This is a genomic window from Olleya sp. KJ81-1 (assembly GCF_055808135.1).
Genome location: NZ_CM147854.1, coordinates 1,867,993 through 1,888,522, shown reverse-complemented (window position 1 = coordinate 1,888,522; position 20,530 = coordinate 1,867,993). Strand labels below are relative to the sequence as shown.

18 protein-coding genes and 1 tRNA gene are annotated in these 20,530 nt (G+C 31.3%); 18 read left to right on the top strand and 1 reads right to left on the bottom strand.

The window, feature by feature from the left end; translation table 11 throughout:
* Positions 1-167: 167 nt before the first annotated feature.
* The 5 genes from porK to AC0L3M_RS09040 all read left to right on the top strand — a co-directional run bounded on the left by porK (position 168) and on the right by AC0L3M_RS09040 (position 5,925).
* Positions 168-1,529, top strand: a complete 1,362-nt coding sequence (gene porK, locus AC0L3M_RS09060; RefSeq protein ID WP_445933623.1) for a T9SS ring complex lipoprotein PorK/GldK — start codon at positions 168-170, stop codon at positions 1,527-1,529.
* Positions 1,530-1,590: 61 nt separating this feature from the next.
* Positions 1,591-2,223, top strand: coding sequence for a type IX secretion system motor protein PorL/GldL (gene porL / locus AC0L3M_RS09055; protein WP_145003282.1), 633 nt, complete (start codon positions 1,591-1,593; stop codon positions 2,221-2,223).
* 48 nt (positions 2,224-2,271) lie between these two features.
* Positions 2,272-3,837, top strand: a complete 1,566-nt coding sequence (gene porM, locus AC0L3M_RS09050; protein ID WP_145003279.1) for a type IX secretion system motor protein PorM/GldM — start codon at positions 2,272-2,274, stop codon at positions 3,835-3,837.
* A 43-nt stretch (positions 3,838-3,880) separates the two neighbouring features.
* On the top strand, positions 3,881-4,780 hold the full coding sequence (gene porN, locus AC0L3M_RS09045) for a type IX secretion system ring subunit PorN/GldN (protein ID WP_145003276.1): 900 nt from the start codon (positions 3,881-3,883) through the stop codon (positions 4,778-4,780).
* 104 nt (positions 4,781-4,884) lie between these two features.
* Positions 4,885-5,925 (top strand): NAD(P)/FAD-dependent oxidoreductase, encoded by a 1,041-nt coding sequence (locus AC0L3M_RS09040; RefSeq protein WP_473430529.1) that lies wholly within the window; start codon positions 4,885-4,887, stop codon positions 5,923-5,925.
* Positions 5,926-5,931: 6 nt separating this feature from the next.
* Here the strand turns inward: AC0L3M_RS09040 and AC0L3M_RS09035 are convergent, their stop codons facing one another.
* A complete protein-coding gene (locus AC0L3M_RS09035) occupies positions 5,932-6,330 on the bottom strand; it encodes a DUF983 domain-containing protein (protein ID WP_292942819.1) in 399 nt (132 codons plus the stop codon).
* 107 nt (positions 6,331-6,437) lie between these two features.
* Between AC0L3M_RS09035 and AC0L3M_RS09030 the strand changes: the two genes are divergently transcribed.
* The 13 genes from AC0L3M_RS09030 to AC0L3M_RS08970 all read left to right on the top strand — a co-directional run bounded on the left by AC0L3M_RS09030 (position 6,438) and on the right by AC0L3M_RS08970 (position 20,451).
* Entirely contained in the window at positions 6,438-8,342 is a 1,905-nt protein-coding gene (locus tag AC0L3M_RS09030) for an ABC-F family ATP-binding cassette domain-containing protein (protein ID WP_339809175.1), read from the top strand.
* A gap of 79 nt (positions 8,343-8,421) precedes the next feature.
* Positions 8,422-9,558 (top strand): efflux RND transporter periplasmic adaptor subunit, encoded by a 1,137-nt coding sequence (locus AC0L3M_RS09025; RefSeq protein WP_473430528.1) that lies wholly within the window; start codon positions 8,422-8,424, stop codon positions 9,556-9,558.
* Entirely contained in the window at positions 9,558-12,755 is a 3,198-nt protein-coding gene (locus tag AC0L3M_RS09020; protein ID WP_473430527.1) for an efflux RND transporter permease subunit, read from the top strand. The genes AC0L3M_RS09025 and AC0L3M_RS09020 overlap by 1 nt, the downstream gene beginning before the upstream one ends.
* A complete protein-coding gene (locus AC0L3M_RS09015) occupies positions 12,745-14,061 on the top strand; it encodes a TolC family protein (protein ID WP_342862643.1) in 1,317 nt (438 codons plus the stop codon). Before AC0L3M_RS09020 ends, AC0L3M_RS09015 begins: the two co-directional genes overlap by 11 nt.
* Positions 14,062-14,246: 185 nt before the next feature.
* Positions 14,247-15,062 (top strand): leucine-rich repeat domain-containing protein, encoded by an 816-nt coding sequence (locus AC0L3M_RS09010; protein WP_473430526.1) that lies wholly within the window; start codon positions 14,247-14,249, stop codon positions 15,060-15,062.
* Between the two features lie 71 nt (positions 15,063-15,133).
* The gene (locus AC0L3M_RS09005) at positions 15,134-15,316 is read left to right on the top strand and encodes a CPXCG motif-containing cysteine-rich protein (RefSeq protein WP_473430525.1); all 183 of its coding nucleotides are present in this window, start codon (positions 15,134-15,136) and stop codon (positions 15,314-15,316) included.
* A gap of 119 nt (positions 15,317-15,435) precedes the next feature.
* Positions 15,436-15,508, top strand: a tRNA-Met gene (locus tag AC0L3M_RS09000).
* 53 nt (positions 15,509-15,561) lie between these two features.
* Positions 15,562-16,911 (top strand): tyrosine-type recombinase/integrase, encoded by a 1,350-nt coding sequence (locus tag AC0L3M_RS08995; RefSeq protein WP_473430524.1) that lies wholly within the window; start codon positions 15,562-15,564, stop codon positions 16,909-16,911.
* Entirely contained in the window at positions 16,912-17,868 is a 957-nt protein-coding gene (locus AC0L3M_RS08990) for a hypothetical protein (RefSeq protein WP_473430523.1), read from the top strand. It begins immediately after the preceding gene.
* 195 nt (positions 17,869-18,063) lie between these two features.
* On the top strand, positions 18,064-18,294 hold the full coding sequence (locus AC0L3M_RS08985) for a hypothetical protein (protein WP_473430522.1): 231 nt from the start codon (positions 18,064-18,066) through the stop codon (positions 18,292-18,294).
* Positions 18,284-19,321: an AAA family ATPase gene (locus tag AC0L3M_RS08980; protein ID WP_473430521.1), complete on the top strand. Its 1,038-nt coding sequence runs from the start codon at positions 18,284-18,286 to the stop codon at positions 19,319-19,321. The genes AC0L3M_RS08985 and AC0L3M_RS08980 overlap by 11 nt, the downstream gene beginning before the upstream one ends.
* A 3-nt stretch (positions 19,322-19,324) precedes the next feature.
* Positions 19,325-19,531, top strand: a complete 207-nt coding sequence (locus tag AC0L3M_RS08975; protein ID WP_473430520.1) for a hypothetical protein — start codon at positions 19,325-19,327, stop codon at positions 19,529-19,531.
* Positions 19,532-19,587: 56 nt separating this feature from the next.
* The gene (locus AC0L3M_RS08970; protein ID WP_473430519.1) at positions 19,588-20,451 is read left to right on the top strand and encodes a DUF6371 domain-containing protein; all 864 of its coding nucleotides are present in this window, start codon (positions 19,588-19,590) and stop codon (positions 20,449-20,451) included.
* The last annotated feature ends 79 nt before the right edge of the window (positions 20,452-20,530 follow it).

Below are 20,530 nucleotides of genomic sequence, written 5' to 3'. Positions count from 1 at the left end.
TCGATATAGACGAACAGATAAACGACAATTAATATCGTTTAAATGTTAAATTTTTACGACGAAATGTATTTTTTTGTCGAAAAAGTTGTTTTTTAAAAAATATATAAATATGTTTACGCTCTTAAAAAATTTAAGAGTATAAAATTAACCTCGAGTTTTAAATGAATATGAAGAAGTTTGTATTATTAACAGCGGTTTTCGCACTATTAGTAAGTTGTGGATCAAAAGATAAGGGTCAGCTTGTTGGTGTCAAAGGTAAAAAATGGCACCCAGAAAAACCTTACGGTATGACATTAGTTCCTGGTGGAGCTTTTATTATGGGTAAAGCAGATGATGATTTAGCCGGAATCCAAGACGCACCTGCAAAAACAGTAACTGTAGCATCATTTTATATGGATGAGACAGAAATAACTAATAGTGAGTATCGTCAATTCGTAGAATGGGTAAGAGATTCTACAATCCGTACTAAATTAGCAATATTAGCTGATGAGGTTGGAATGACTCAAGCTGATGGTGGTATTGGAGAATTTGCTTTTAAAGATGCAGATACAACCAATTCTTCAGCTTACGAAAAATACATGCTAGATAACTATAGTGGTCTAGGAGAAACTGGTTATGAAGGTAGAAAACTAAATCACGATGTTGATTTAATTTTTGATACTGCAGACTATCCAGATGAGTATTACGTAGAGGTTATGGATACAATGTATTTACCATTAGAAGAATCTTATAACGGTCAACGTACTTGGGATGTAACTAAATTTAAGTTCCAGTATACTTATATGGATATAGCCAAAGCTGCAAAAAATAAAAACTTACGTCGTAAAGATGTAATCGTTAGAGAAGAGGTTGAAATCTATCCAGATACTACATCTTGGATTAGAGATTTTGCATATTCTTATAACGAGCCTATGCACAATGACTACTTCTGGCATGATGCTTACAGTGATTATCCTGTAGTAGGTGTGTCTTGGCAACAAGCTAAAGCATTTTGTGAGTGGAGAACAAAACACCATAATGATGCAAGAAGAGAAAGAAAAATGCATAACGTAGCACGTTATAGATTACCGTCAGAAGCACAATGGGAGTATGCTGCAAGAGGTGGTCTTCAAGCTGCAACTTTTCCTTGGGGAGGACCTTATGCTAAAAATGATAGAGGATGTTTCATGGCTAACTTTAAACCATTACGTGGTGATTACGCAGCAGATCAATCTTTATATACTGTAGAGGCTGATGCTTATGAGCCTAATGACTTTAACTTATATAATATGGCTGGAAACGTTTCAGAATGGGTAGACTCATCTTACGATCCTTCTTCATATGAATATGCTTCAACAATAAACCCAAGTGTAAATGATGCTAATAACAAACGTAAAGTTGTTCGTGGTGGTTCTTGGAAAGATGTTGCATATTACCTGCAAGTAAGTTCAAGAGATTATGAATATGCAGATTCTGCAAGAAGTTATATTGGTTTCAGAACTGTGCAAGATTACATGGGAACAGACGTAACTGCTAACGCAAGACAATAATTAAACTAAACAACTAAATACTTAACAACTAAAACTTAACAACTAAAAAAACTTAGAAATTATGGCACAAAAGAAATTATCAACAATGAATATGGTTTATGGTATTGGAGCAGCAATTGTAATTATTGGAGCTTTATTTAAAATACAACACTGGCCTTATGGATCTCTTATTTTAACAATAGGAATGATTGTTGAAGCAATCGTATTTACTTTATCTGCTTTTGAAAAGCAAGGTGGTGAATTAGATTGGGCATTAGTATACCCAGAATTAGCAGGTGGACAAGCAACAACTAAAAAAGCTGCTAAAGAAGAGCCAAAAGATGCTGAAGGATTATTATCTAAAAAATTAGACAACTTATTAAGAGAAGCTAAAATTGATGGTGAATTAATGAGTAGCTTAGGTGCAAGCATTAAAAACTTTGAAGGTGCTGCTAAAGGGATTTCTCCAACAGTAGATTCTATGGCTGCAACTAAAAAGTATGGTGAAGAAATGTCATTAGCTGCTGCACAAATGGAGTCTTTAAACAGTCTTTATAAAGTACAAATGGAAAGTGCAAGTCGCCAAGCTTCAATCAATGAAGAAGCTGTTGAAAATGCAACTAAATTAAAAGAGCAAATGCAATCTTTAGCATCTAACTTATCTTCTTTAAACGGAGTATATGGTGGTATGTTATCTGCAATGAACAAAAACTAATTAGTGATTAATATCAACTAATATTAATAAATAATAAACTAATTAGAAATGGCAGGAGGAAAACAGTCCGCAAGACAAAAGATGATTAACTTGATGTACTTAGTATTTATTGCAATGATTGCAATGACTATGTCAAAAGAAGTGCTATCTGCATTCGGGTTAATGGATAAGAAATTTGATAGAGCTAATGAGTTAGCTATCGCATCAAATAATGGTATTTTAACGCAGTTAAAAACACAGGCTGAAGAAAAGCCTGATGAATTTGATTCAGCAAATAAATTAGCTAACCAAATTAGTGCAATATCTGATGATTTTTATAAATTCTTAGGAACTGTAAAAACTAATGATATTGTTAAAAATGGTGGTTATGAGTTAGAAGCAAATGGTGATTTACCTTATGAAGAAATGGATAAAGGTGATAAACTTGATGAGCTTTGGTTTACTGGAGACAGATTAACAAAAAGAGGACAAGAGGTTTTAGACAGAATAGAGAAGTATAAGGCAGATATCAAAGCTGTATTACCTAAAGAAGGTAAATGGCAGCCTGTAGTTCAAAGTTTTGAAGATCGTTTTAGTACTGCACCTGTTAAAGATAATGATGGTGTTGAGAAAAAATGGTTAGACTACCACTTCCAAGGTTTTCCAGCTATTGCATCTTACACTAAGTTAACTGCAATGCAAAATGATGTTAAAGCTACTGAGACTAATATCTACAACGGATTTTTAGGAAACTTAGTTAGTAACGCTACATCTTTAAAAAATTATACAGCGATTGTTTTAGCTGATAAATCTGCGTTTTTTGCTGGAGAGAAATTTCAAGGAAAAGTAGTATTAGGTAAATATGCAAACGTTGCACCAACTAAGATGAGTGTAGCAGGTAAAGAAGTTGATTTGTCTAAAGCAATCGATTCAACTGGAGCAGCAACATTAGATTTTAATGTTGGAAACGTTGGAGAGCATGATATTGACGGTAAATTTACTTTCGTAGAAGATGGTAAAGAATTAGAAATCCCTATTATTGGAAACTACGTTGTAGTGCCAAGACCAAATTCAGCAACTATATCAGCTGATAAAATGAATGTGGTTTATAGAGGTGTTTCTAATCCAATGACTATTTCTTTTGCAGGTGTACCTGATAATAAAGTTAATGCTACTGGAGCAGGATTATCTAAAGCTAGTGGTATTGGAAAATACTCAATGAATCCAGGAACAGGTAAAGAAGTTACTATTAACGTAACAGCTAAACTTGATGATGGTTCAAATGCTTCAGATAGAGCGGTCTTTAGAATTAAAGATATTCCAAAACCTACTGGAACTATTGCAGGTCAGTCTGAAGGTGGTTTACCAAGAAATAACATTGAAATTGGTACAATTAAAGCAGAATTAACTGACTTTGATTTTGATTTACCTTTATCAGTAACGTCATTTAAATTTAAAGTACCTGGTCAAGCTACTGTTAATGTTAACGGTAACAAACTTAATGGAACTGCTAAAGCTGCATTAAGAAAAGCAAGAAGAGGTGACGCAGTACAAATATTTGATATTAAGTCTAAAGCAAATTCAAGCGTTAGAATTAAGCCAGCAAGTCCAATAGCAATTGAATTAGCTAACTAATCAAACTATTTGATTAATTAAAAATTATAAAAACAATTTTCAGATGAATTACAAATCTTTATTAGCAGTCGTATTTGGTGTTGCTTTTACCGCACAAATCAATGCGCAATCTAATATTCTTAATGCTAAATCTCCAAAAGAGATTGGTGTTAGAACAGATGAACAAAAAGCGTTAGATAACGATAAGCCTCTAGAATACGGTTATGTTGATGATAGAGATGTTATGTTTGCTAAAATGACTTGGGAGAAAGTTGTATTAGATGAGCGTGTAAACTTCCCATTGTACTATCCAGTAGATACAAATAACATTGGAAGTGATAGACGTTCTTTATTTGATGTGCTTACAAAAGCTATTGACGAAGGTCAAATCGAAAATGTATACAACGATTCTTATTTTACAGGAAAACGTACTAAAAAAGAGTTAGCTCAAATTAGAACAGCTGTAGATACTATGGACATTGGATACGATCAGTTAAATGCTGATGGTTATGTAGATCCAGAGTATATTACTACAACTACTATTTCATCTTATGATGTTTCTGCTTACTTAATTAAAGGTATGTGGTATTTTGATAAGCGTCAAGGTGAATTAAAATATAGACTTTTAGGTATAGCACCAGCTGCACCAGATGTTAACTATGTTAATTCTAATGATGAAGCTAATAAAGAACCTATTCCTTTATTCTGGATTTTTTATCCAGACGCAAGAGACATTTTACATGAAGCTAAAGCATTTAATGCTAAAAACAGCGCAATGCCTTTCTCTTTTGATCACATATTAAACGCACGTCGTTTTAGTGGTATCATATTTAAAGAAGAGAATGTTTTTGGAGACCGTAAGGTTGAAGAATATATTGCAGAAAATTCATTAATGCAATTATTAGAGTCTGAAAGAATTAAAGAAAAAATCAGAAACTTTGAGTTAGACATGTGGTCTTACTAACAACAGTTTGATTTAATTAAATAAAAACGTTCACTGAAAAGTGAACGTTTTTTTTGTTTTTACTAGTTTCTATATTATTCATTCAGATATTCTATTTTTGCATTATGAAATTAGATTATATAATTGTAGGTTGTGGACTTGCTGGTATTTCGTTTTGCGAAAAGCTTAAAGCAAATAATAAATCGTTTGTAGTTTTTGAAGATAGCTCTCAGCAATCATCCATTGTTGCAGGTGGATTATATAATCCTGTAACTTTAAAAAGATTTACTCCTGTTTGGAAAAGTGAAGAGCAATTAAAAACAGCCTTACCTGTTTATAATCAATTGGAAAAAGATTTTGGTGTTGTCTTAGATTATAAGGTTCCAGTCAGACGACGTTTTACGTCTTTAGAGGAGCAAAATAATTGGTTTGAAGCATCTGATAAAGTCGGTTTAAAACCGTTTATAAATACCACACTTATAGATAATGCAAATCCTAATGTAGACGCACAGTTTAAGCTTGGAGAGGTTTTAAGTACTGGAAGATTAGACACTAAATTGTTAGTTCAAAATTATAAATCTGATTTATTATCTAAAGGTTGCTTGATTTGTCAGTCTTTTAATCATAATAGTTTAGTGTGTAAAGACAATCAAGTCGTGTATAATGATATTGAGGCTAAACACATTGTTTTTGCGGAAGGTTTTGGAATTAAGCAAAATCCATTTTTTTATGCATTACCATTAGGTGGTACAAAAGGTCAGTTATTAACTATACATGCACCAGAATTAAAATTGGATTATGTACTTAAATCCAGTGTGTTTGTAATACCACTAGGTAATGATACTTATCGTGTTGGGTCTACATACGAACAAAAAGATAAGACCAACACAATTACAACAGAGGCTAAAGATATGCTTTTAGATAAGCTTAAAACCTTTGTAAAGTGTGATTTTAAAGTGTTGACTCAAGTAGCAGGTGTTAGACCTACAGTTAAGGATAGAAAACCTTTGATAGGTAGACATAAAGATTTTAAAAACATGTACCTTTTTAATGGATTAGGCTCACGTGGAGTTATGATAGCACCTTATGTCGCTAACCAATTATACAATTTTATAGAAAGCAATGTCGCAATAGATGCTGAGATTGATTGCAGTAGGTTTTACTAAATAGTGTTATTTTTTGGTAGTAGCTTTTTCTGCTAAATTTTTGTCATAACTCATAAAAATATTAATCCAAATATTTCTTGATAATCTAACTATAACTGGGTAAAAGACAATCATCGCTGCAATAATAGCAATAAAAGCAGTATTAAGTGTACTGCCTAAAAATATGTAACTTATTACAAAAGCAGCAACAGCAAAAGCAATTCCAACACCATAACTAACGTACATCGACCCATAAAAAAAGGACGGTTCTATTTGATATTTAGTGTTACAATGACTACATCGCTCATTCATACTAAAAAGTTTATTTAGCACATATGGGTTTGGATTTGTATACATAGATTCTTGGTGACACTTTGGACAAGCACCTGTAAAAATAGAGTATAATTTAGAGCCTTTTTTAAACATAATAATTGTGTACTTTTGCAATTCAAAAAAATGGTAGTGAAGTTTAAATCTTCAACTACAAATTTAAGTTTTATTCTTTCAACATTAAGTAACATAAGTCACAATTCATGCTAAACATTCATAATTTATCCATTTCATTTCAAGGAGAATACCTTTTTGAAGACATCACATTTAAATTAGGAAATGGTGATAGAGTAGGACTTATTGGTAAAAATGGAGCTGGAAAGTCAACGATGCTTAAAATTTTGTCAAAGGAATTAGAACCAGATTCGGGTCAGATTGCGGCAGATAAAACTTTAAAAATTGGTTTCTTAAAACAGGACATAGATTTTGTTTTAGGTAGAACTGTTTTAGAAGAATCGTATCAAGCTTTTACAGAAATTAAAGAGATTGAAGCAAAAATTGAGCATATTAATACGCAATTAGCAGAGCGTACAGATTATGAAAGTGATGCGTATCATGATTTTATGGTAGAGCTGAGTGATATACAACATCAATATGAGATTTTAGGTGGTTATAATTATCAAGGTGAAACAGAAAAAATACTACAAGGTTTAGGATTTAAACGAGAAGACTTTAATAAACTAACCGATACGTTTTCTGGTGGATGGCGTATGCGTATCGAGTTGGCCAAATTACTATTACAAAATAATGATGTGCTACTTTTGGATGAGCCAACCAACCACTTGGATATCGAGTCTATTATCTGGTTAGAAGGTTTTTTAAAAAATTATCCAGGTGCTGTCGCAATTGTGTCGCACGATAAGATGTTTTTAGATAATGTAACTAATCGTACTATCGAGATTTCTTTAGGACGAATTTATGATTATCCAAAACCTTATACGCAATATTTAGTGTTGCGAGAAGAAATTAGAACACAGCAGTTAGCGTCTCAAAAAAATCAACAAAAACAGATAGAACAAACTGAAAAGTTGATTGAAAAGTTTAGAGCCAAAGCCAGTAAAGCAACTATGGCACAATCTTTAATGAAAAAGCTAGATAAGATTGATCGTATTGAGGTTGATGAAGATGATAATAGTGTAATGACCCTAAATTTTCCAGTGTCTATAACGCCAGGAAAAGTTGTGGTCGAAGCTAATAGTGTTTCAAAAAGTTATGGTGATAATCAAGTTTTAACAGGTGTTGATTTATTAATAGAGCGTGATGTTAAAACTGCTTTTGTTGGTCAAAATGGTCAAGGTAAATCAACCTTGGCTAAGATTTTGGTTGGAGACTTAAAGCATGATGGTCATCTTAAGTTAGGTCACAATGTACAAATAGGGTACTTTGCACAAAATCAAGCAGAATATTTAGACGGTAGTAAAACCGTATTAGATACTATGATTGATGCTGCTAATGAAACCAATAGAAGTAAAGTTCGTGATATTTTAGGATCTTTTTTATTTAGAGGTGAAGAAGCAGAAAAATATGTTAGAGTATTATCTGGAGGAGAGCGTAACAGGTTAGCGTTAGCTAAATTAATGTTGCAGCCATTTAATGTTTTGATAATGGATGAGCCTACTAACCACTTGGACATTAAATCTAAAAACGTATTAAAAGATGCCTTACAGCGTTTTGAAGGGACTTTAATATTAGTATCTCACGATAGGGATTTTTTAAAAGGATTAACTAATACTGTTTTTGAGTTTAAAGATGGAAACATTAAAAAGTATTTAGGAGATGTTGATTATTATTTAGAGCAACGTAATGTTGAAAATTTACGTGAAGTAGAAAAACGAACGGTTATTAAAAGTCAACCTAAAGAAACACCTAAACAATCCTACGAAGACCAGAAAAAAGTTAAGTCCTTAAATAACAAGTTAAGTAATTGCGAGTCTAAAATTAATCAATTAGAAAAAGATATTAAATCAATTGATGCTGAGTTAGCTACTAACTACGACGAAACTGTTGCTAAACCTAAGTTTTTTGAAAATTATCAAGCTAAAAAAGACCAATTAGCAAAGCTAATGCAAGATTGGGAAGATATCACGTTGCAATTGGAAGCCTTTTAGTCATTTCTTTTAGGTTTTTTTAACATTTAACGTCTAAACTATAGGCTAATTTTGTGGTCTTACCTTCAAAACCGAGTACATGCGCAAAATTATACTATCAATCTTAGGTGTTTTATTTATTATTGCTGCCATTTTTATTTCTAAATCTTTAGTAGATAATAAAAATAAACCAAAGCCTATAGCAGCTAAAGTTATTAAAACTGTATTTACAGATACGGTCAATAATACCACAATACCTATTGTAATTGCTGCAAATGGAAACTTAACAGCTAAGCAACGTGTAGAGCTTTACTCGGAAGTACAAGGTATATTTCGTAATGGTAGTTACCTTTTTAAACCAGGTCAAAACTATCGCAAAGGTCAAACCTTAATTCGTGTGGATGCTGCAGAGTATTATGCTAGTGTACAATCTTCAAAAAGTAATTTATACAACTCGATAGCTGCAATAATGCCAGATTTACGTTTGGATTTTCCAGATGTGTTCCAAAAATGGCAAAGCTATTTGACTAGTTTTGATTTAAATAAAACCACACCAAAATTACCAGAAATAACTTCTGATAAAGAAAACTACTTTATTACTGGTCGTGGCATTATTACTAATTACTACAATGTAAAAAATTTAGAGCAACGTTTGTCTAAGTATACTATAACTGCACCTTTTAATGGGATTTTAACAGAGGCTTTGGCAACAGAAGGATCTTTAATTAGAAATGGTCAAAAACTAGGAGAATTTATTAATCCTTCAGTTTATGAGATGCAAGTGGCTATTAGTAAAAGCTTTGCCAATATCTTAAAAGTAGGCGAAACTGTTAATTTAACTAATTTAGATAAAACAGAATCTTACACTGGTAAAGTGTCGCGTGTTAACGGAAGTATTGACGCAACCACACAAACAGTTACTGCTTTTATTGAAGTTGAAGATAGTAAACTTAAAGAAGGTATGTATTTAGAAGCAAATTTAAATGCTAAAAGTATAGACAACGCTATTGAGATAGACCGAAACTTACTAACAGACAACCAAGAAATATTTGTTATTAAGGACAGTTTGCTGGATGTAATGCCAGCTAAACCAATTCATTTTTCTGATACTAAAGTAGTTTTAAAAGATGTGCCTAACGGAACAGTTATTTTAAAACGTACCGTTCCAGGAGCTTATGCAGGAATGTTAGTACAGCCATTTGTTGAAAATAACAAAACAAACAATAGCGAAGAATAATGAGAAAAATAATCACTTATTTTATCAAATATCACGTAGCAGTTAATGTCTTTATTTTAGCATTTGCTGTTTTTGGTATTCTAGGATATTCGTCTTTAAAGTCTTCGTTTTTTCCTTTAGTGGAGTCTAAAATTATTAACGTTAGTATTGCGTATCCTGGAGCATCTCCTCAAGAAATTGAAGAAGGTATTGTACTTCAAATCGAAGAAAATTTAAAAGGGCTTAAAGGTGTCGATCGTGTCACCTCTGTCTCTAGAGAAAATAGCGGAACAATTACTGTCGAGATTGAAAAAGGTGAAAACCTTGACTTTATGCTACTTGAGGTAAAAAATGCAGTGGACAGAGTGCCAACCTTTCCAACAGGAATGGAACCTCTAGTAGTTTCTAAACAGGAAGAAGTCCGTCAAACTATTTCTTTCGCTTTAAGCGGAAAAGACATTCCGTTAGCCACATTAAAACAATTAGGTCGTCAGGTAGAAAATGACTTACGTGCTATTGATGGTATTTCGCAAATTGAAGTGTCTGGTTATCCTGAAGAAGAAATTGAAATTGCTGTAAATGAAGGTAGTTTATTGGCGTATAATATAACATTTAGTGATGTTGCTAATGCAGTATCAACATCTAATATATTAGTAACAGGAGGTAATATAAAAACAGATGCTGAGGAATATCTGATTAGAGCTAACAATAAACAATATTACGGAGACGAAATGTCTAACATTATTGTAAAAGCTTCAGCAGATGGTAAAGTAGTGCGTTTAAAGGATGTCGCTATTGTCAGAGATCGTTTTTCTGAAACACCAAATGCCACGTATTTTAATCAGCAATTAGCAGTTAATATTACTGTTACAAGTACAAATAATGAAGATCTTATAACCTCTGCAGATAAAGTTAAGGATTACATCATTGCGTATAATCAAAAACATAATAATGCACAATTAAATATTGTAAGGGATTTATCTATTACTTTAAATCAGCGTACAGAGTTGCTAGCAGAAAATGCAATAGTAGGTATGATTTTAGTATTAGTATTTCTATCGCTATTTTTAAATACAAGACTAGCATTTTGGGTAGCCTTTGGGTTACCAATTTCATTTTTAGGAATGTTTATTTTTGCAGGACAATTTGATGTTACCATTAACGTATTATCCTTATTTGGGATGATTATTGTTATTGGTATTTTAGTGGATGATGGTATTGTAATTGCAGAGAATATATATCAACATTACGAAAAAGGTAAGACACCAATTCAAGCAGCTGTTGATGGTACAATGGAAGTAATTCCTCCTGTGGTTTCAGCAATTATAACAACTTTATTAGCCTTTTCGCTATTCTTATTTTTAGATAGTAGGATTGGAGAGTTTTTTGGTGAAGTTTCCGTCATAGTTATTCTAACCTTAGTGGTATCATTGGTTGAAGCACTAATAATACTACCAGCTCACTTAGCACATTCAAAAGCTTTAAGACCACATATTGAAGAAGAAAACCCAACAAAAATCAAACAATTTTTTGGTAAAATGAGGTTTATTAACAAAGCAGGAGATAAATTGATGTCTTTTTTAAGAGATAAAATATACGCACCAACTTTAGACTTTGTACTTCAATTTAAAATATTGTCACTAGGGATTTTTGTAGGTCTCTTAATTTTAACTTTTGGATCTATTGGAGGAGGTATTATAGGTGTGACTCTGTTTCCAAGCATTGCTAGTGATACAGTTACGATTCAGCTAGAAATGCCTAACGGAACAAATGTTAAGGTGACAGATTCTATTATTTCTATGATAGAAGAAAAATCATTTATAGTTAATCAAGAGCTATCAGAAAAATATTTAAAAGGTACAGATAAACAATTATTTGAAAACACAATATTGACTCTAAATAGCAGTTCTAGTGCATCTTTAAGATTAAATATGCTTCCAGGAGAAGAACGTCCAGACGCCATTAAAGCGTCAATGGTTGCTAATAGATTAAGAGAATTAGTTGGACCTGTTGTTGGTACAGAACGTTTAATATTTGGATCTGGAGGAAACTTTGGTGGTAGTCCAGTATCTGTATCGTTATTAGGTAATAATATCGAAGAGCTTAAAGCGTCTAAAATAGAAATGAAAAACTATTTAGAAACCAATCCGCTACTTAAGGATATCGAGGATAATGATCCAGCTGGTATTAAAGAAATAAGATTGCAGCTTAAAGAAAGTGCTTATCTTTTAGGGTTAGATTTACGTACAGTCATGACTCAGGTACGTTCTGGATTTTTTGGTGTGCAAGCACAACGTTTTCAGCGTGGACAGGATGAGATTAGAGTTTGGGTTAGGTATGATAGACCAAACAGAAACTCGATTAACGATTTAGACGATATGCGTATTTTAACACGAACTGGAGAGCGTGTTAATTTAAAAGATATTGCTAGTTATACAATTGAAAGAGGTGATGTAGCAATTAATCACTTAGAAGGTTTAAGAGAAATTAGAGTATCTGCAGATTTAAAAGACCCTAGCACAAGTAGTACAGATATTTTGGATGATATTAAAGCTAATTTTATTCCGCAATTACAATCCAAATACCCAACAATTACAGCTTCATTTGAAGGACAAAATAGGGAAGCAACTAAATTATCAAGTTCTTTAGCGCAAGCAGGAATACCAATTTTATTGCTAATCTATATTACCATCGCTTTTACTTTTAGAAGTTACAGTCAACCTATATTACTCTTATTATTAATTCCGTTTAGTTTAACAGCTGTAGCTTGGGGACACTGGATTTTAGGATTTCCGGTTAACATTTTATCGTTATTAGGGATAATTGCGTTAATAGGTATCATGGTTAATGATGGGTTGGTGCTTATTGGTAAGTTTAATAGTAACTTAAAAGAGGGTATGACGTTTGATGTAGCAATTTCTGAAGCTGGAAAATCACGTTTCAGGGCTATTTTTCTAACGTCTTTAACTACAATTGCAGGATTAGCACCTTTACTATTAGAAAAAAGTAGACAAGCACAATTTTTAAAACCTATGGCAATCTCTATATCTTTTGGTATAGCATATGCAACTGTTTTGACCTTATTAGTATTGCCTTTATTTTTATCGTTTAGTAATACTATTAAGCAAAAAGCTAAATGGTTGTACACAGGTAATGAGGTAACTAAAGAAGAAGTAGAACGTGCTATTAAAGAACAAAATGAAGAAAATGAGCATTAATTACAATCTAGTTATAGCAATATTTTGTTGTGTTACCATAGGTAAAGCGCAAGATGTTTTAACACAAGAACAAGCTGTAAAATTAGCTTTAGAAAATAACTACGGAATTAAAATAGCGAATAACGCAGTAAGAGTTGCCGAAAATAATACAAGCATTTTAAATTCTGGTTTTTTACCTACACTTACAGGTAATGCAGGAGCAACTTATAATTTAGATAACACCGAAGCTGAATTTTCAAACGGAACATCAACCGTTTTAAATGGAGCAGAAAGTGATAGGTATAATGCTTCAGTGAGCTTAAATTATACACTATTTGATGGTTTAGGTAGACGTTATAATTATAAAAGCTTAAAAGAACAATATCAACTATCAGATTTGCAAGCCAGAGAGACTATTGAAAATACAATTACACAGTTGTTTTCTGTATATTATAGCGTCGCACAACTTACAGAAAATTTAGATGCCTTATCAGAAACATTGAATGTTTCAAAGGATAGATTAGTACGTGCACAATACCAATTTGATTACGGTCAAAATACTAAATTAGGTGTTTTAAATGCCGAAGTGGATATAAATAACGACAGTATAAATATAATCTCTGCTACGCAACAATTAAAAAATGCAAAGCGTGACTTAAATGTTGTGTTAGGTAATGCTTTAGAATCGGATTTTTCTGTTAGTACAGCAGTAGACTTTACTTTACAGTTTCAAAAAGATAGCTTATTTGAAAAAGCAAAAACTAGAAATGTAGCTTTACTTCAAACAGATAAAAATATTGCAATAAGCCAATTGGATATTAAATCAAGTAAATCAGGCTACTTGCCAACAGTAGGCTTAAATGGAACTTACGGTTGGAATAAAAACAATAATAATGCAGCATCTTTTGTAGCAGTTAGTACAAATACAGGCTTATCTGGAGGTTTAAATTTAACATGGAATTTGTTTGATGGAGGCGGAACAATAACTAGAGTGAAAAATGCTAAAGTTAATCTAGAGACGCAACAACTTCAAAAACAAAACATCCTGATAGGTATTGAAAGAGATTTTGAAAATGCTTGGGAAGATTTCTACAATAAGCTAAATATATATACAATACAACAACAAAATATTATAACTTCAGAAAGTAATTTTGAACGTACTCAAGAGCAATTTAAAATTGGTCAAGTTAATTCAATCGAGTTTAGACAAGCTCAGCTTAACTTACTTAATGCGGAATTAAGTAGAAATCAAGCAAAATACGAAGCTAAATTAGCAGAATTACAATTGCTACAATTAAGTGGTGAATTGTTGAATGTGAAGTTTTAAAGTTTTTATTTTCAATCGTTTAAAACGGTTTAAAATTTTAGTGAACGACGAGATATTGACTTTAATTGTGTAAAATGGAGTTAAATTTCGAATTAAATGTTAATGTTTAGTGCATTTAATCGAAATAATTTGTCATTTAACCTCTTTTGTGTTAAGTTTGATGTAGTTAATCCTAAATCATTAACATGAAAACGATAAAATTAACTTTAGTAATGTTTCTTTTTGCTTGTGTAGCATTCGCAAGTGTATCAAATTCTGAGAAAGAAGCTTTAATAGCACTTTATAATAATACTAATGGACCAGAGTGGAATACTACTTGGGATCTTGATGCCTCAATAGATACTTGGCATGGCGTTACAATTTTAGATTCTAAAATTTTAAGTTTAAATTTGTCATTTAATAATCTACAAGGATCTATACCTTCAGAAATAGCACAATTAAGCAACTTACAAGTATTAAATCTAAGTTTTAATAAGTTATCCGGAGATTTGCCAGAAACTATGTCTAGCATGCAAAGCTTGTATTCTTTACAATTGTTTTTAAATCAATTTGATGGAGAAATTCCTAACTGGATTGGTAGCCTTTCTAATTTAGAATCTTTAGCATTATACAGTAATCAATTTACTGGAGAAATTCCACAGTCAATTACAAGTCTAACTAAATTACGTAACTTAGAGTTAGGAAGTAACTTTTTAAGTGGAACAATACCTTTTGATATTAGTAACTTAAAATCATTAAAAAAATTAAGCTTATTAGATAACCAGTTAGAAGGTCAAATTCCAGAAAGCATTGCCGAATTGTCAAACCTTGAAGAGTTAGTGTTATCAAGCAATAAGTTGTCTGGAACGTTACCTTTTGAGTTATCTCAATTATCTAATTTAAAATTAGTTATGGTAAGTGATAATTTACTAAATAACGATTATCTTACAGTAGTGGATGACTCGCCAAACAAAATGGCATTATTTTTAGAAGACTCAGAAGTTGTTTTAAACCAAGAATAACTTCCTGTTAAAATATATTTAAAATAGTCAACCTTTGGTTGGCTATTTTTATTTTTGATAAAAAGTAAGTTATGTTTGAGCACTATTTTCAATGTCCATATTGCTGGGAAACCATATCAATGTTACTAGATCCAAGTGTAACTAAGCAAACTTATGTAGAGGATTGCGAGGTGTGTTGCAATCCAATTCAAATTTCTACACAATTTGAGGAGGCTGAACTTATTGGTTTTGAAGCCCTTAATATTGAGCAATAAAAAAAGTTGAAATAATGCTTGTAATATGCAAAAAGGGTTGTATATTTGCAGTCCGAAACGATTAGGTCGACATTATGAATCGAAAGTTAAAAGCTAAGATAATCTTCGGAAATACAAATCGCGGGATAGAGCAGTAGGTAGCTCGTCGGGCTCATAACCCGAAGGTCACTGGTTCGAGTCCAGTTCCCGCTACTAAGCTTCATGCTAATAAAATCAACGGATTGTGTCTCACAATCCGTTTTTTTATGTCTTCAATTTTCTTACTTTTACAAAAAGTACACGAAAACGTACACGATTCTTCAATGAAATTAGATTATTCTGAACCCAAACTATTTACGGGAGGAGTAGATATTACTCAGTGGTCAAAGCTTTCTAAGTCTAAGCAAAAGGAAGCGCTAAGTAGAGACTGGTATGTATACTATTCTTTTAGAGATCCCAAAACAGGGCGTTTAAAAAGACAGACAAATATAAAAGGCGGAGTCAATAGGACAAAAGATAAACGAACACGCTACCATATTTTAAAGGTTATGAAGGCTAGCTTAGAGATTATTTTAAGTGAAGGGTATAATCCTTACAAAGGTAATCTGTCATTGGTAGAGTATTTAAAACAAAATTTTACAGGTAAAAAAAATGTTGAAACCAATTTGCCTAAAGAAGATATTACTGTTCAGCCTATAGAAGTTGAAGTAGTATTTGTTATGTCTATAAAAGATGCATTTACTTTAGCCCTAGATACTAAGTCGAAAATTTTAAACAGTAGTTCATTTCCTAAGTTTAAAAGTAGAGTGTCTCAGTTTAATAAGTGGTTAATTGATAGGCAGTATGATTTAGACGCATGTATTACAACTTTAGGCAAAAAAGATGCAATACTTTATTTAAATCATGTATTACAAAGAACTAGTCCAAGAAATAGAAACAATTCAAGAACTGATATTGCTTCATTGTTTCAAGTTTTAGAAGATAATGATGTAATACAAGAAAATTTTGTAAAGAAGATAAATGTTTTAAAAGCAGTACCTGAGCGAAATAAAACCTACACACCACAACAGCAAAAGGATATATATAATTATATGAAAATTAATGATCCTATTTTGTATTTGTTTGTGCAATTTGTGTCTTACAATTTTTTGCGTCCAATAGAAGTGTGTAGACTTAAGGTTGGAGATTTAGATTTGTTGGATAAAAAAGTATATGTCAGAGCTAAAAATCAGCCCGTAAAAATTAAAATAATACCAGATATTCTTATAAAGGAGCTCCCTGATTTGGCTAATTTAAATAAAGAAGCGTTGCTTTTTACTCCTGATGCTATTGGTTCGTTTTGGAACACTGAAGAGTCTAATAGAAGGGACTATTTTACAAAAAGATTTAAAAAAATTAAAGACCATTTTAGTTTAGGTAAAGATTATGGTCTTTATAGTTTTAGGCATACATTTATAACTAAGTTGTACAAGGAGATGGCTAAAACTGCTACACCGTTTGAAGTCAAAAGTAAATTACAATTAATAACTGGTCACACAACTATGAAAGCTTTAGAGTTGTATCTGAGAGATATTGATGCTGTGTTGCCAGAGGACTATTCAAAATTATTAAAATAAATGAAATTAAAATATTTTGGTTTTATAGATAGTGAAACATTTATCAATATAACTTATGAGGAGCGTCTTGAGTTTTTAATAAAGCACAATTTGGTTAGAAGTAGACATCGATTAAAGCCAGATAAACTTGTCGAACCTGATGTTCATGGTGATATAAAAATGGTTATAGAATTGTCGAATGATAATCAGGATTATATCTATTCACAGGAATTATGCTCTGATTTACGAAATTTTCTATTATCTCATTATACATTGTATTTAGGAGCCGAACTTTATCAATTTCAAAAACAAATAGAAAATGAAATTTTCGGGTTAAATATCACTGAACAAAAGAAGATAGGATTAAAATATTTTAATCAATATTTTTTTAAGTGTTGCGATGAGTCTGATCAAAGAACGGTTATTGTCAATGGTAAAAGGGAGTTGGAGTCTAGGTTTGAAACTATTGAACGGAAAAGGAAGGCTTTAGCTAATTGTTTTACAGAAGAAATAGAGATTATGGGACAATACCTAATAGGTAATTCCAATTGTTTTAACAAAAAGGTGTTTAATGAGACGGATTCTATTAAGGATATATTTATTCTCGAGAATAATTATGAAATTCTAAAATTTCTTAATGAAAAATTTGAATTTGAAGTAAATATAAAAATCTTTAACAGTAAATTAATTTATCTTCAATTTGAAAATAAATTTAATTCTGAAAAAGTTGTGCAGTTTATTGGAAGTATATTTTCAAATGAACAATTTAGAGATCGCAAGTATGGATTGGCTTTGTTTGAATGCTTAAAAAAGGAGCTCGTGGTAATCCAGTTTTCAGCCAACGAATTTAAAGATTTATGTAACAATTTTTTTGATTGTAATTTTAAAGATTTAAAACTTGGATATGCTGGTAATAGTCATTATGATAAAGTAAATATGTTCCAAAAAAAATGGCAAAATTTTATTCTTCAGCATTAAGTTTTTTGAATTTCTCCAAAACTTTAAAAAATTCTCTGTGATTTCTCCGTGATTCCTCCGGAGCCTTCTCTTTTACTCCGCATGAATGTTCCACATCTTGCACTTAGTTAAATCTTATTAGCTATGTGTATAACAATTTACATTATTTAATAAGCATTTGACTTAAAACTAATGTTTAATTAAATATTGTAAAAGATGAAAACAACAATTAATTTAAGGATTGATTCAAAGCGAAAAGAACAATTAGAAACTATAGCTTTAGAGAGAGCTATTCCTGTTTCTGCTTTAGTTAGAGAAATTCTCGTAGACTATATCGAGGGAAGCTTCTACTTTGAATCTGATTTTCCAGTCATAGAGAAATCTAATAATGACTATTCTAGATATACTATGTATGTAAATGGTAAACTAGTAAAGTATGATAGATAGATCAAAGATAGATGTTATTGCTAATGATTTACGTTCAAACGAAAATACGTTAGCCAACAAAAGTGCTGTTCAAGGCTGTTTAGTTGTTAAGAGGGTAAATAAATGGATAGATGATGCTAAACATCGTCCAATACCAAATATGCTTTTTAGCGAATTGTGGTACGAAAATGAGTTAGCTATCTTATTTGCAGATACTAATATTGGAAAGTCAATATTAGCTATGCAAATAGCTGATAGCCTTAGTAGAGGAGAAGCGATATCTAATTTTGAATTAGAAGCCAAGCCCAAAAAAGTACTTTACTTAGATTTTGAATTGTCAGACAAGCAGTTAGAGAATCGCTGTTCAGATAATTATAAAGATCATTATAGATTTCACGATAACTTTTTACGAGGAGAGTTGAATGCTGAGTTGGAATTACCAGCAAATATAAAGTCTATTGAAGATTATTTATGCGAAACACTAGAATTATATGTTACTAAAAATAATGTAGAGGTTTTAATAGTTGATAATCTAACATATTTAAATAATGATAATGAAAAAGCTAAATATGCACTTCATCTAATGAAACAATTAAAAAAGCTAACAAAGTCATTTAATATTTCAATTTTAGTACTGTCACATACTCCTAAACGTGATGATTCCAAACCGATAACGAAAAATGATTTAGCTGGAAGTAAAATGCTAATGAACTTTTGTGATAGTTCTTTTGCTATTGGAGCTAGTTCACAAAACCATTCTTATCGATATATAAAACAAATAAAACAACGTAATACTGAACATGTGTATCACAGTGATAATATCATTTTATGTGAAATTAAAAAAGAATCTAATTTTTTAAAATTCCAGTTTTTGAATTTTGATTCAGAATCAAATCATTTGAAATCTTTCGATTCTAAATCAATTGAGGATAGGGATGCTAAAATGATTGAACTAATTGAAGAAGGTTTATCTAATGTTCAAATTGGGAAAGAAATAGGTATTCATGAGGCTACCGTAAGACAAAGAAAGGCAAAATTAGGGTTGTAAATAATGAATGCTAATGACGTATATAATATTGCTAAAGCTCTTCAGAAAGATGAGTTTATAAAGCTATATGATATGCTCAAAAGTGATGTTGATGACCAAGACAAGGATCTAATAAAGAAAAATAAGAAAAAGCAATTGCCAAAATTTACTATAGAAGATGGAATTAAATATCTTATTAATAATCACATAAAAAACAAAAATATCTTATAAAATAAACCTCGTATAGTTCGTACTCAAAATACTATACGACTTATACGAATCTTCTTATGATCAAACAATATAAGTATGTATTAGACAATTCAAGTAAAAAATTTATTTGCCCTAATTGTAACAAAAATACATTTGTAAAATTTATTAATACCGAAACTAAATTATATTTAAATCAGATTGATGGTCGATGCGACAGAGAAAGTAAGTGTGGTTATTTTAAAAAACCAGAGCACAATGTTATCACTGAGTTTAAAGCTAGTTGTAATACAATAAGCAGTAAGCCATCGTATCACAAATTAAATGTTTTGCGCAAGTATGGCAATAACTTTAAGCAAAACAATTTTATCACCTATTTATTAAAACATTTCGCACCATTAGAGGTAAAACAAGCAATTAGGAAATATTTTTTAGCAACAACAAATCATTGGGGAGGTGCTGCAGTATTCTGGCAAGTAGATCAATTCATGCAGGTTAAAGCAGGCAAAATAATGTTGTACAATTGTAATACAGGTAAACGTGTCAAAAAACCGTATAATCATATTAGTTGGATGCATAAAAAACTAAAAATAAACGAGTTTGTATTACAACAATGTTTGTTTGGGTTGCATAACCTATGCGATTACGCAATTAGTGATACAATCTGTTTAGTAGAATCAGAGAAAACAGCTGTAATAATGAGTATTATTATGCCATCTAATTTATGGTTAGCTACTGGCAGTAAGGCAAATTTTAAAGAAGAACTATTGCTGCCAGTTAAAGACTATAATGTTATTGCTTATCCAGACAAATCTGAATTTAAAAATTGGCAATCAAAAGCTGAAATTTTAAACAAATTAGGATACAAAATTGTTTGTAGTAATATTTTAGAAAATTTTATTTTAGAGGAAGGTGGTGACTTGGTGGATTTGTTAATGTGCTAAAACATGTTGATAATTGTAATAAGGTTATATTTAATTACAAATATTGTAACAATCTTGTTCTTAACTTAACCGCCAACTA